Origin of the sequence: Gayadomonas joobiniege G7, from assembly GCF_000300815.1 — a bacterium.
Taxonomy (GTDB): domain Bacteria; phylum Pseudomonadota; class Gammaproteobacteria; order Enterobacterales; family Alteromonadaceae; genus Catenovulum; species Catenovulum joobiniege.
Window position 1 is genome coordinate 412,152 of sequence record NZ_AMRX01000006.1, and the last position, 13,194, is coordinate 425,345.

The following is a 13,194-nucleotide window of genomic DNA, read 5'->3' on the forward strand; positions in this document are numbered from 1 at the left end:
TTATTGGGCTTTATGAGCACTCGTTGGATCTCTGTTGCGATTTATCTATTTGCTGTGTGGCCGGCCTTAGCACACAGTCAAACGCCGCTTAATGTCGCGGTTGCCAGTAATTTTATTCATACTAGCCAATTATTAAAAAATGAGTTTTTAAAACACACGTCAACTCAGATCCAGTTTACTTACGCCTCATCAGCAAAACTTTATGCGCAAATATTACATGGTGCGCCCTATCAAATCTTTTTATCGGCTGATACAGATAAAGTTGTAAAACTGATTAAACAAAATAAAACGCTCAACACAAATTACCATATTTATGCAACTGGGCGACTTGCATTATGGCAACCACAAAAAAGGACCGGACAGTGTCAGGTCCTTATAATGGCCAACCCTAAATTGGCACCTTATGGTTTAGCTGCTGAGCAAACCATAAAAAAAGGTCAGTTTAAATTGCCAGACTGCCGACAAACCATTTATGCACAAAATATTTCTCAAAGCTGGCATTATGCTGCTAGTGGGCATGCTGATGCCGCTTTTGTTGCTTTATCTCAGCTCGTTAGCAAAAAGGTGCCAGCTCCAGAATACCAACTAGTCCCCGCTGACAATCACCAAGCAATTGCGCAAGCCATGGTATTATTGCCTGCAGCAGAAAAACATCTCTACGCAAAAGATTTTTATCAGTTTTTACAGTCAGATAAAGCTAAAGCCATTATCCAACAAGCTGGATACCAATAAACATGGTCGAATTTTCAAATGCTGACTGGCAAGCCATTTGGCTTACTTTTAAGCTCGCGGCAGCAGTCACGTTCATTCTTTTAATTATTTGCACACCATTAGCGTATTGGTTAAATAAAACAAAAAGCATATTTAAAGGACCATTAATCGCCTTGTTTGCATTGCCATTGGTTTTGCCGCCATCCGTATTGGGATTTTATTTTTTATTGGCGTTTGCACCCAATACCTGGTTCTCACAAGCTGCATTAGCGCTTGGCTTTGGCCAACTTGCTTTTAGTTTTACCGGCTTATTAATAGCGTCACTCATTTATTCGTTACCTTTTGTATTACAGCCAATTTATAACGCTATGCAGTCACTGCATACCGGCAGCTTAGATGCCGCAGCAACTTTGGGCGCAGGGCCGCTTGACCGTTTTTTTACCTTAGTGATCCCTATGATTAAACCGGGTTTATTCACCGGTGCCGTATTGGGTTTTGCCCATACCTTAGGCGAGTTTGGTGTTGTATTAATGATCGGCGGCAATATTCCCGGCGAAACTCAGCTTATTTCCGTGCAGATTTACGAATATGTTGAATCGCTTGAATACGGCAAAGCACATTTTTTGAGTGGTTTTATGTTAATTGTTTCTTTTATTATTTTATGGCTGGTATATAAGCTGCAACCAAGTCGGGTGCATGAATGAGCCAAAATAAGCAGTCAGATACAACAGAGTCTCTAAGCGTTTCGGTTTCGCATGCGCTAAATAAAAACTTTAAACTATCGTTTGATGTTGTTTTACCGTTAACCGGCATTACCGCGATAAGTGGCCCGTCTGGTAGTGGTAAAACCAGTTTATTACGTTTAATTGCCGGTTTATTGCCATTGGCAAACAATCACTCAAACGCTAAAGTTATCTACCGAGGACAAACCTGGCAGGACGCTTCTACTCACCTTGCATGCCATAAACGAAAAATTGGATACGTATTTCAGCAAGCTAATTTGTTTACTCATTTAACGGTTAAACAAAACCTTATTTATGCCCAAAAACGTGCCGTTAATCCACCGCTTATCGGTTTATTGCAGGTATGTGAGCTGTTAAATATAACCCAGTTATTAAAACAAAAAGCCAATAGGTTATCGGGCGGAGAAGCACAGCGGGTGGCATTAGCCAGAATGTTATTAAACAGCCCAGAGCTGATTTTAATGGACGAGCCTTTAGCTGCGCTAGATGATGAGCATAAACAGGTCATCTTAGGGTATTTAAAACAGATATATCAAAAATTTAAAATACCTATCTATTATGTTACTCATTCGGTTTCCGAAATAAGCCAAATCGCCGATTATGTGGTGCAATTAAAACAAGGTAAAGTAATCAATCACGGCCCAGCTCATGTTGAGCTTAACCCAATATTATGGCGACAAAAACAAAAAGTCAGTGTTTTACAGGCAAGTCTTCAAGAATCGCTCGACAAATGGCATTTGTACAAATTAAATCTTTATGGGCAAACCATTTATGTTAATAACAGTGTTAAATTAGAACAAAATTTAACCATACGAATAAGAATACCCGCGCGTGACGTGAGTTTGCTATTAACAAACGCCACAGATTCAAGTATCTTAAACCAGGTTAAAGCCTTGATAACATTTATCAAACCATGCAATAAATACGGTCAGACGCTGGTTGGATTAAATTTACAAAACAACGATAAACAAACACATATGGTTGCCGAAATAACCGCTTTGTCAGTGGAACGACTAAAATTAATGCCAGGAATGCAAGTATGGGCACAGGTTAAAAGTGTCTCGGTTGAATAATTAAAATAATAATTAAACAGTTTAATTCCTTTTTGGAGCTGGTTTTGCCTGGAAAACTAAAAAAATTACAATACAGGGCGAATAGTATATTTGTATTGACTTCAATTTTGGCTATCGTTTTGGCCTCTGTTGTTTATTTTAACGCCGAAAATATCCGTGATAACTCACAATCGCTGATAAACAATGAGTTGCCGGCTTTAAGCCGTAGCAGTCAAATTTCTTTATTAATGATAGAGCAAGAACGTTTATTATATGAATATTACGCCAGCCAACAAATGCAGCTTTATAGTGCCCAATATAAAAGCATAGTTGCTCAGTTAGAAGAAACCTTATTGTCGTTATCGCCGCAAGCAGACAACAAACATATTGTATTAAAATTAGAACAAGGTATCAGCCGTATTATCCAGCTTGGTGCAAGTTTTAATACAATTATGAACAAACAGCCGGTCGACTGGGATGCCGCGCGCGATCAGCTTGCATTATTAAGCGAACACAGACGCAGTTTAAATCCAGTTCTTGCGTTATATAATCAACATGTAAATCAGCAGGTTGATGTTAAATATCAAAATACGCAAGGGTCTTTATCAGCAACATTCATCATGGTTGTGGCCTGTAGTTTATTAATCTTATTGGTGGTTGTATTAGCCGGTAAGTATTTGCGTAATTATATTATGATGGCGTATAACAACGAGCGATTAGCATTGTTTCCAGCCCGAAATCCTAATCCTGTGCTAAGCATCGACAGTCGCGGAAAAGTAACGTATTACAACCCAGCTGCTAACCAGATGGTGCGCTTTTTTGGGTTAAAATCACCACTTGAGCTTATTAACAAAGATTATCAGAAGCAGTTAAAATTAGCGGCCGAACAGGGTGTCAGCCCAGTATATGAAAATAAAGTTGGGGTTCATTTTTTAAGTTATCAAATTAATTGGTTAGCTGATATATCCGCGTATGATGTGCACATTAGCGACATTACAGCGCAAAAAAAAGCAAAATGTGAACTTGAGTACCAAGCCCATCATCACTCTTTGTCTGGTTTATATAACAGCATTAAATTTGAGCAAGATTTAGATCATCTAATCGAAACACATAAACACTTTTGGTTGATGTTAATCGAGTTGCCAGAATATGGTGAGATAATGGCAAACTATGGGCTCACCGGAGCATCCGACAGCGTTAGGAGCTTTGCAAAAGAGCTTTCTGGGGTATTTAACAATGTTCGGGACGAACTTAATATAGAATCAAACATCTACCATGTTGCCGATGCCAGTTTTGCGATTTTATTTAAAACAGAGCAAAAACAAGCCGACATTTTAGCGGTTGTCTCGCATAAAATTACCTCAAGGTTTGATAAAACCATTTCGACTCAGGTTGGCGAAATTACTGTGCCGCTCAAAATTGGCATTTCTGAATATCCTAATTGTAGTCAAAATTCAGAGCAGTTAATGCTGCAAGCCAAAATTGCGCTGGACTCAGCCGGTAGTTGTCATCCTGCGATTCGTTATTTTTCAAACGACCTTGGCGAAAAACACGCGCGTCAGTTAGACCTGATCCAACGCATGCAAAAAGCCATTCAGGAAGAAGCATTTGAGCTGTATTTTCAACCGCAAATGGATCTGCAGAGCCGAAAAATAGTAGGGGCAGAAGCTTTAATCCGTTGGTTCGACAAAGGTGAATTTATCTCACCGGGTGAGTTTATTCCACTGGCTGAACATCAAGGTTTAATTTTAGAGCTCGGCGATTGGATTTTAAAACGCGCTTGCCAACTGGCCGCCGGTTGGAAAAAAATGATGCCAGCAAACAGCCGCATCGCTGTAAATATATCGCCACGGCAATTTATTCAACCTGGTTTTGTGCAAAAGGTTAAAAAAGTACTAGATCAGACGGGGTTACCACCACAAATGTTAGAGCTGGAAGTGACCGAAGGCATAGTGATGGAAAATCATGCTGCTGGTATTGATGTTTTGCACCAGTTAAAACGTTTAGGTATTTGTTTAGCCATTGATGATTTTGGGACAGGTTATTCATCTTTATCTTATTTAAAAAACTTTCCGGTGGATAAAATAAAAATTGATCAATCGTTTATCCGCAATTTGCATTCCAACAGCGAAGATCAGGCAATTGTGTTAACTTTGTGTCAGCTTGGCCAAAACTTAAATTTAAAAGTGATCGCCGAAGGTGTAGAAGAACAAGAGCATTTAAATATTTTGGCCGGATATGAATGTGACGAAATCCAAGGTTACTGGTATAGTCGTCCTTTGCCAGTAAACAACTTCGAAGCCTTTTTACACGAACATGCCCAAGGCCAATAACCAACAATTAATGCAAATTATCGAAGCTGCGATATTTGCCTATGGTAAACCGCTAAGCATTGCGTATTTAAAAGATACAGTTCTTAGCGATTTTAACCTTAGCAACCGTAAAATAAAAAATTTATTAAACGAGTTAGAGCTGTTGTACGAAAACCGTGGCATAGAGCTGGTGCATTCTGCTTCTGGTTATCGGTTTCAAACTAAATCAACATTTAGTCCCTGGATAAGCCGATTATGGCAAGAAAAAGCACCCAAATATTCACGTGCTATGTTAGAAACACTGGCACTCATCGCTTATCGACAGCCGATTACTCGCGGCGAGATAGAGGAGGTCAGGGGGGTTGTTGTGAGCAGTCAAATCATGCGGACTTTGCAAGAACGCGGCTGGGTCAAAGTGGTTGGTCACAAAGAAGTGGCTGGACGACCCGCTTTATTTGCAACCACCCCCTCGTTTTTAGATTATTTTGGGTTACAATGTTTGTCAGATTTACCTGATGTTCAGGACAACTTAAACCACCATTCAGATTCGGGAGAATCAGATGTCTGAAAAAATTCAAAAAGTACTCGCACGGGCCGGTAAAGGTTCTCGTCGAGAAATGGAACGAGCGATAGAAGAAGGTCGTGTCAGTATAAACGGAAAAGTCGCCGGAATAGGTGAGCGAGTAGAAGAAGGCCAGGAACTTCGCCTAGACGGCCATATCGTTAATACCAAAAGCGCGTGGGAAACACCCTGCCGAGTGATTATTTATAACAAACCACTTGGCGAAGTCTGCACCCGGAGTGATCCTGAAAATCGTAAAACCGTGTTTGATCGTTTACCTATTTTAAAACAGGGCCGCTGGATTGCCGTTGGCCGATTAGATATAAATACAACAGGTTTATTAATTTTTACCACAGATGGTGAACTTGCAAACCGGTTAATGCATCCATCTAATCAAGTTGAGCGTGAATACGCCGTTCGTGTTTTTGGTGAAGTCAGCGAAGAAACCGTTCATAAACTTAGATCGGGTGTCCAGTTAGAAGATGGCCCAGCCAAATTTAATAAAATTAACTTTCAAGGCGGCGAAGGCATTAACCGTTGGTTCCATGTAACCATTAGTGAAGGGCGTAACCGAGAAGTTCGCCGTATTTGGGAATCACAAGAAGTACAGGTGAGCCGTTTATCCCGTATACGTTATGGCGATATCAGTTTACCAAGAACCTTGCCGATGGGCGGTTGGGCTGAACTTGAAGTTAAAGAAGTTAACTACTTGCGCAAAATGGTCGATATGCGTCCTATCGAGATGAAAAAAGAAGTCAGCCGTAATAACAAGGTTAAAAACCTAAAAGCTAATCGCATTCGTAAAGCGATCCGTAAAACTGAACTGCGGCAACGTCAAAAACCGACTCGTAAATAAAATGGCTAAAAAAAAGTGGACCAGCGAGCATATCAGCTGGTCAACTGCGCCTTGGCAGTTGGATATTTTTGCACATTTACATCAGGTTTATGGGTTTAATTTTAAACATTTTCCATCCCCGACTGAAATAACAGCCAGTATCAAAACGGGTTCCAGCCGTTTTGAGCAATTAGGTTATGAGTTTATCGAGCAAAACGATGAAACGCTGACTGGTGCGAGTGGTTACGAAGACTTTATTTATCGGGTTAAACAGATCCCAACCCGAAACTCAAGCTGGCACGATTTTTTTAATGCTTGTATATGGGGCTTGTTTCCAAACAGTAAACAAGCTTTAAACCATCAGCATATTGAACAAATACAGCGGCATGGCAGCAGTCAGCGCAGCCGCAAAAGAGATATACTCACCCAGTTTGACGAATGTGGCATTGTTTTGGCGTATCAAAACGAACAAGACAAAATCGACCTGCGCAATCATCAGTGGATTGACGTATTTTGGCATCGTCGTAACCATTGGCAACAGCAGATCAAACCTTTTATTTTTGGCCATGCGATTTACGAAATGTCGTTAGAAGCGTTTATCGGGTTGACTGCAAAAGCCCTATTTATAAAAGTTGACGATAGGTTTTTTAATAAAACACTTAAAGATCAATATTCAGAGCTAGATAATCAGGTGACAGATTTGATGCAAAAGGCGGATATATTCGCCGATAAAACTAACCTGTCACCTTTACCTGTATTGGGGATCCCAGGTTGGAGCTGTGATAACCTGAGTTTAAGTTATTATAAAAATACCGATTATTTTAGGCCTAGACGTGACAAGCGCTAATTCTTGTTAGTGTTTTTATCTTTTTTAGGCCAATCGTCGTCTTCCTGATCATAACCTTGAGTGTTTTTAAAGTTTTTGGGTAATTTAAATTTACCTTTGCTTTGCAGCATAAAAATTGGCCCAGCAATAAACAAAATAGCAACCACAATTAATAATATCACCATCCAGTTAGACATAATATTGCTCCACTAAGTTTTTATACAAGGTATCTGCATCTTGCAGCAAGCGATCACAAAGTGCAAACTTTTGCTGCGCCAAATGTGTTTTAAAACAATTTAGCGTTAATACTTGTTGGGCTTTTCGAGCGACGGGCAAATAACTAAGATGCCAAGGCTCAACGGCAATGCCGTTTTTTTTGTGCTCAAGGTATGGAAAAGCAAATCCCAAGTCTTCAGCATTTTTTAGCAGCCAATTAAACATAGCCGCACTTGGTCCTTGCCCTGAGTATTCGCTGCTTATCAGCTGAGGGCGGTTGTTTGCATCAAACCCATTGGCATCATAAATATCTATATCACTGCCCCAATGGTGGCGACTTGCTCCAGGGATTGCCGTAAAGGTGCATATTGCATTAATGAGTTTATCGGCAGACAGTTGGCTAATGTCGATAGGCTGGCTATTTACATCCAACACAGCCCGCTGACCATTGGCTTTTTCGCACCAAATGCTTAATTGGCGGTCAAAACTCCGGTATGCGCTAGCTAAGCGCAAATCAAAACCTGCCGCTTTTGCAGATTTTTGCAATGCGAATACAGCCTTGGCTGCATCCTTATGTACGCTATGATTCGGATAGAGCTGAGTTAAATGCGAATCGCACAAACCCAGCACTTGCAAAGCGGTAAATGGCATTGTCATTTATTTAGCCAACAAATTAACCAGCAGTTTTTCGTAAATGACTGCTAATGCTTCTATATCGGCAATTTTTACGCATTCATCAATTTTATGTATCGTTTTATTCACCGGACCCAGCTCGACAACCTGAGCACCGGTTGGCGCAATAAAACGGCCATCAGAGGTGCCACCCGTTGTTAACAACTGAGGTTTGTAACCACAAGTTTCATTGATAGCATCCACCGCTGCATCCACTAAAGGGCCAGCATCTGTCAAAAATGGTAGACCATTGTACGTCCATTCAATGTCGTAATCTAAACCGTGTTTAGCTAACAAGTTTTCCACTTTGACCACCAGCTCATCCGCGGTCACCTCAGTGCTATAGCGAAAATTAAACTGTACTTTAAGCTCGCCGGGTACCACATTAGTTGCGCCTGTGCCGCCGTTAATGTTTGATACTTGAAAACTGGTGGGTGGAAAAAATTCGTTTCCTTGATCCCATTCCGTTTGTGCTAATTCAGCAAGCGCAGGGGCTGCTAAATGCACTGGGTTTTTTGCTAAATGCGGATAAGCAACATGCCCTTGAATCCCTTTAACCAACAAATCACCACTTAAAGAGCCACGCCGGCCATTTTTAATCACATCACCCACTTTTTCAGTGCTGGATGGTTCACCCACTAAAGCCCAGGTCATTTTTTCATTTCTGGCTTCTAAGGTATCTATCACACGTGTGGTGCCATTTATAAATGGGCCTTCTTCATCACTGGTAATTAAAAACGCGATTGAACCTTTATGATCTGGATGTTTTTTTACAAAGTTTTCGGTCGCAATAAGCATAGCTGCTAAACTGCCTTTCATATCGGCTGTACCACGGCCATGCAGGTATCCGTCTACTTCTGTTGGGGTAAAGGGTGGGGTTTGCCATTGTTCAGCTGGGCCTGATGGCACTACATCTGTATGTCCAGCAAAACAAAACACAGGATCTTGTTGGCCGCGTCTCGCCCACATGTTAGTTGTATCTTCAAAAACCATAGACTCAATATTAAAACCGACAGCCGACAAACGCTCAGCCATCATGCTTTGACAGCCAGCATCTTCTGGGGTAACAGACTCACGCGAGATCAAATCTTTTAATAAATCCAGTACTTCACTCATAATAAGCTATCCTTAATCTTTAAATAGTGCAGTAAACTGAGCATCGTTAAATCCAACAGAAACCTGATCGTTATGTTCAACAACCGGTCTTTTAATCAGAGTGGGGTGCGCGACCAATAATTTAGCCACATTTTGCTCGTTCACCGCGTCTTTTGTTTGCTGGTCGAGTTGGCGCCAAGTTAATCCTCTTTTATTTAATAACTTTTGCCAATCTAACTGTGCCAACCAGCTTTCGACTTTGTTTTGCTCTAGGCCTTGTTTTTTAAAATCATGAAAATCATAACTAATGTTTTCATTAGTCAGCCACTTTTTAGCCTTTTTTACCGTATCACAATTAGGGATACCATAGAGCTTTGTCATCAGTCGTCCTCGTGCAAATAAATAAAAAACCATTCTACCCTTTTTTAGTTATACAGCACAGTGTGAATATATCCCATGTATACCATCCACAAACTCATACAGTAATCACTGTATATTGTTGATAACTTGTGTTTAACTATAGATATTCATTAAATTGGTGCACAATTTAGCGGTAATTTTTGATCATCATGTGATTAAAAATTAGCTTATTCCAGTTGATCCACAGAAGCTGTAGATAACCTTGTTGAATACTCGGTGTATAATGGTTAACTATCTGATTTTAAAGTAAAAAAATACTGTATGATTTTTAATCAAAGAAGCCTCTATTAGATCTTTTTGGTTGAATTTAGAGCAGTTTCCACAGCCTAATCAGATTACCTGTGATCACTTATTGATCATAAATAGATCAAATAGTATAAAACCCTAAATTTTTTAAAGCTCTGGTGTATTTTTGAGCATAAAATAATTTTACTGCTTAAAAAAAGGCCTGAATGTATAACTTAGTTGTATAAAACCTGCTTTATCCACTGAATTTGTGGATATCTATGTGGAATTATACTTATACTTTTGTTAACTAGTTGATATATATAAGTTTAATAAGCTGTCTATTTTTTAACTAGTGATCTTTTTTAACCTGAATAAAGTAGATAAAGTAAGTTTTATGCAAGTTTCATGTGGGTAACTCCTTTGCTTGTGCATAAACTATTTTTGTTAAAAAACTTGTCATCTTTACATAAACCCATATATATATGTTTGCTAAATAACTCATTAATTAAGGTCTAAATATGGAATTTTTGCATGAGTATGGTCTGTTTTTAGCCAAAACAGCGACCATAGTGATTGCTATCGGCGTTGTGCTCGCTCTGATCGCCGCAGCTAAAAAACAAAAAAGCAGTAAAAAAGGTGAGCTGGTGGTTGATAACATCAGTGACGAATTTAAGCAGATGAAAGACTATGTCAACGAACATCTGCTGACAGAAAAACAATTAAAAGAAAAACAAAAAGAAGCTAAAAAGCAGGCTAAAGCCCAAAATAAAGACAAAACAACTAATAAAGATGAAAAAAGTCGTTTATTTGTAATCGATTTTAACGGCAGTATGGATGCACACGAAGTTGAGCAGCTCCGTCATGAGGTGACCGGTGTGTTGGCAGCGGCGACCGAAAAAGACGAAGTTTTAGTACGCCTTGAAAGTGGTGGTGGTGTGGTGCATGGTTATGGTTTAGCCGCATCACAATTAGCGCGTATCCGCGCCAAAAATATCCCACTAACCGTCTCAATAGATAAGGTGGCGGCCAGCGGCGGCTATATGATGGCTTGTGTTGCGAACAAAATTGTGGCTGCACCCTTCGCGATTGTTGGTTCTATTGGTGTGATTGCACAAATGCCAAATTTTAATAAATTACTTAAAAAACATGATATCGAATTTGAACAAATGACGGCTGGCGAATTTAAGCGCACGCTGACTATATTTGGCGAAAACACAGATAAAGCGCGTGAAAAGTTTAAACAGGAGCTTGAAGAAATTCACCAATTATTTGTAGAGCATATCCAGACCTACCGCCCGCAGTTGGATGTAAACAAAGTAGCCACCGGGGAACACTGGATGGCGAGTCAGGCAAAAGCGCTGGGACTGTTAGATGAACTGCAAACCAGTGATGATTATATTTGTGATAAATTAAACAATGCTGAAGTGTTTAAATTTAAATACAAACAGCACAAAAATTTAGCCGACAAATTACCACTTGCTGCTTCTAGCTTTGTCGACACCACCTTAACCCGTTTGTACTCGCGTATAACCGAATCACGCTACCAATAAAATTGGCCCACCATAACTCGTACCGTGTTTTATTCGCGAATTGTTTAAACAACGGTGGCGTTTGCCTGTTGTCGGCTGCGCCTTCGGCGTAGCCGACCTACTGTAGGTTGCCACCGCCGCAGGCGTTGGCAACAATGAGCAAACGAGCAAACGAGCAAACGAGCAACTTGGTTGTTTTAACCGCAGATCACGCAAACAATGGCCAGATAATTTAAACAAAAAATAAAATATATCGCACATAAAGTGTCAGATTCATGTAAAGCATACAAATATCAGTATATAAAATTAATTGTTCACAATTAAATGATCTCAATATTAAGGCGGATATAAAAAAATATGGCTGATATTAATGATGTTTCGACATTTTTCTCAGACGATAACAGTGTCTATACCAAACTATTGATGGATATCTCACAAGGCATTTTTAAAAGTGGTGACCGCTTAGTCACAACAAAATTGTCAGAGCGATATGGTACCAGTGTAAACCCAGTGCGTGAAGCAATAAAACAATTGCAAGGCCAAGGTTTTGTGAACGTTTTAAAAAACAGCGGAGCGCGTGTTAAAAAGTTTGAATACAAACACATGCGAGATGTGTTTGAGATTATCCAATTATTAGAACCATATTTGATTTCTTATTTTATTAATCAACACACCGAAGAAGATTTGCAAGCGTTAAAAAATATTCACCAAAATATATGCCAACTTACACCAGATGAATACCAAAATTACGCGACACTGGATGCAGAGTTCCATTGGACAATGTACCGCAACCATTATAATAAAAGTGCGGTTGAAACATGGCGTAGCCATAAGATCATTTCACAAGCGCTACATGCAAATATGAAAATAAATCGAGTACGCTTAGTTTCTTCGACACGAGAGCATGGACGCTTAATCGAATGCCTCGAACAGGGAAATGCGCAAGGGGCAAAAGCGGCGCTAATTGAGCACATTAATAATAGCGGCGACTATTGGTTAAGTGCAGTGGAGCAATAAAAACATCCACCGCGAAGCAAGCAGCCGCCACAAATATTTTTGAATAAATTATTCAACCGGCACTAACTGATACGCTCGGACCCATTCTACCTGCATGGCATTTGAGCCATCGGTGGTTTCTAATTCGGCTTTAGAAGGGGTTCCGGGTGAACCATTGCCCCAGTTCCAAATTTCGGTATCAAAAAACATCACCATAGGTTCGTTAAATTCGGCAGGAAAACTTAATTTATCCCAAGTTTTGCCGTCGGCGTTCCAATATGAAAAATCAGTCACTCGTTTGCCATCTAAATAGATATAGGCTTCTTTATTATTTTTCCACCAAATACCATAAGTATGCCAACTGTCTGCAACACCCCCTGGGATACCGCTTTTATTTGCTGACGGCCCTTGTGCGTAGCCTGGTTTTCCAAAGCCGTTTGGAAAATAATGATAATTGCTATGCAACTTTGTACTAAATGAATCGGCATGTCCGCCTTGCGGGCGACCAATTGCTTCGATAACATCGATTTCGCTGTATTTTCCCTGCATCCAAAAAGACGAAGTGGTTGCTAATTGAGAGGCGCGCATTTTTACTTCGTAATAGCCGTAACTTAGTCGCTCTTTTGAAGCTACAACCGAGGTGCCAACCCATTTTTTTTCGCTGGGACCATTCGCTTTAGCATAAAGAAAAAGCTTGCTGTTTTTGATCTCTACATTTGGGGTATCTTCTGCGGTGTCACCTTCAACATAAGCACCAGGTCGGCCTTTGCCTGAGCCATCCCACCAATCGTGTTTGGCCTGCCATTTGTTTGAGTCCCAAGTATCAAATTCATCCGTGAATTGAGGATTTAACACCCATTTAAAACCATCCGGTGCCTCTGGCAATGCCTGAAATTTATCTCCCCACTCATACGCGCCTGCATAACTAGAAACCAGCGCAGCACCGACCAAAGCTAAATTGAAAACTTTATTCATAAGACATCCAAAATTACAAAAA

The 13,194-nt window shown here is 40.1% G+C and carries 14 protein-coding genes; 9 read left to right on the top strand and 5 right to left on the bottom strand.

From position 1 onward, the window contains the following. Positions 1-12 precede the first annotated feature (12 nt). From modA to C727_RS0109160, 7 genes are read left to right on the top strand one after another with little or no spacing between them, the layout of a single operon-like run. Entirely contained in the window at positions 13-732 is a 720-nt protein-coding gene (modA, locus tag C727_RS0109130; protein ID WP_155949202.1) for a molybdate ABC transporter substrate-binding protein, read from the top strand. A 2-nt stretch (positions 733-734) separates the two neighbouring features. Beyond that, a complete protein-coding gene (gene modB / locus C727_RS0109135; protein WP_017445332.1) occupies positions 735-1,415 on the top strand; it encodes a molybdate ABC transporter permease subunit in 681 nt (226 codons plus the stop codon). Next, positions 1,412-2,527, top strand: a complete 1,116-nt coding sequence (gene modC / locus C727_RS18255; protein WP_017445333.1) for a molybdenum ABC transporter ATP-binding protein — start codon at positions 1,412-1,414, stop codon at positions 2,525-2,527. The genes modB and modC overlap by 4 nt, the downstream gene beginning before the upstream one ends. A gap of 44 nt (positions 2,528-2,571) precedes the next feature. Then, the gene (locus C727_RS0109145; protein ID WP_017445334.1) at positions 2,572-4,839 is read left to right on the top strand and encodes a sensor domain-containing protein; all 2,268 of its coding nucleotides are present in this window, start codon (positions 2,572-2,574) and stop codon (positions 4,837-4,839) included. After that, a complete protein-coding gene (gene scpB / locus C727_RS0109150) occupies positions 4,823-5,386 on the top strand; it encodes an SMC-Scp complex subunit ScpB (protein WP_017445335.1) in 564 nt (187 codons plus the stop codon). The genes C727_RS0109145 and scpB overlap by 17 nt, the downstream gene beginning before the upstream one ends. Continuing rightward, positions 5,379-6,236 carry a 23S rRNA pseudouridine(2605) synthase RluB gene (rluB, locus tag C727_RS0109155; protein WP_017445336.1) on the top strand — a complete coding sequence of 286 codons (858 nt, stop codon included), beginning with the start codon at positions 5,379-5,381 and terminating at the stop codon, positions 6,234-6,236. Before scpB ends, rluB begins: the two co-directional genes overlap by 8 nt. A 1-nt stretch (position 6,237) precedes the next feature. Then, on the top strand, positions 6,238-7,062 hold the full coding sequence (locus tag C727_RS0109160; protein ID WP_017445337.1) for a DUF3025 domain-containing protein: 825 nt from the start codon (positions 6,238-6,240) through the stop codon (positions 7,060-7,062). Here C727_RS0109160 and C727_RS0109165 read toward each other — a convergent pair. From C727_RS0109165 to C727_RS0109180, 4 genes are read right to left on the bottom strand one after another with little or no spacing between them, the layout of a single operon-like run. Then, positions 7,059-7,238: a DUF2897 family protein gene (locus C727_RS0109165; RefSeq protein WP_017445338.1), complete on the bottom strand. Its 180-nt coding sequence runs from the start codon at positions 7,236-7,238 to the stop codon at positions 7,059-7,061. The two genes, C727_RS0109160 and C727_RS0109165, sit on opposite strands and share 4 nt — an antisense overlap. Continuing rightward, positions 7,231-7,914, bottom strand: coding sequence for a M15 family metallopeptidase (locus C727_RS0109170; RefSeq protein ID WP_017445339.1), 684 nt, complete (start codon positions 7,912-7,914; stop codon positions 7,231-7,233). Before C727_RS0109170 ends, C727_RS0109165 begins: the two co-directional genes overlap by 8 nt. Continuing rightward, on the bottom strand, positions 7,915-9,045 hold the full coding sequence (gene dapE, locus C727_RS0109175) for a succinyl-diaminopimelate desuccinylase (protein ID WP_017445340.1): 1,131 nt from the start codon (positions 9,043-9,045) through the stop codon (positions 7,915-7,917). Between the two features lie 12 nt (positions 9,046-9,057). Beyond that, complete coding sequence (locus C727_RS0109180) at positions 9,058-9,405, bottom strand: ArsC family reductase (RefSeq protein WP_026052653.1); 348 nt, start codon at positions 9,403-9,405, stop codon at positions 9,058-9,060. 785 nt (positions 9,406-10,190) lie between these two features. Here C727_RS0109180 and sohB point away from each other — a divergent pair. Then, positions 10,191-11,222, top strand: a complete 1,032-nt coding sequence (gene sohB / locus C727_RS0109185) for a protease SohB (RefSeq protein WP_017445342.1) — start codon at positions 10,191-10,193, stop codon at positions 11,220-11,222. 336 nt (positions 11,223-11,558) lie between these two features. Further along, entirely contained in the window at positions 11,559-12,218 is a 660-nt protein-coding gene (locus tag C727_RS0109195; RefSeq protein WP_017445343.1) for a GntR family transcriptional regulator, read from the top strand. 48 nt (positions 12,219-12,266) lie between these two features. On the opposite strand, the gene C727_RS0109200 is transcribed toward C727_RS0109195, so the two are convergent. Further along, a complete protein-coding gene (locus C727_RS0109200) occupies positions 12,267-13,172 on the bottom strand; it encodes a family 16 glycosylhydrolase (protein ID WP_017445344.1) in 906 nt (301 codons plus the stop codon). Positions 13,173-13,194: the final 22 nt, after the last annotated feature.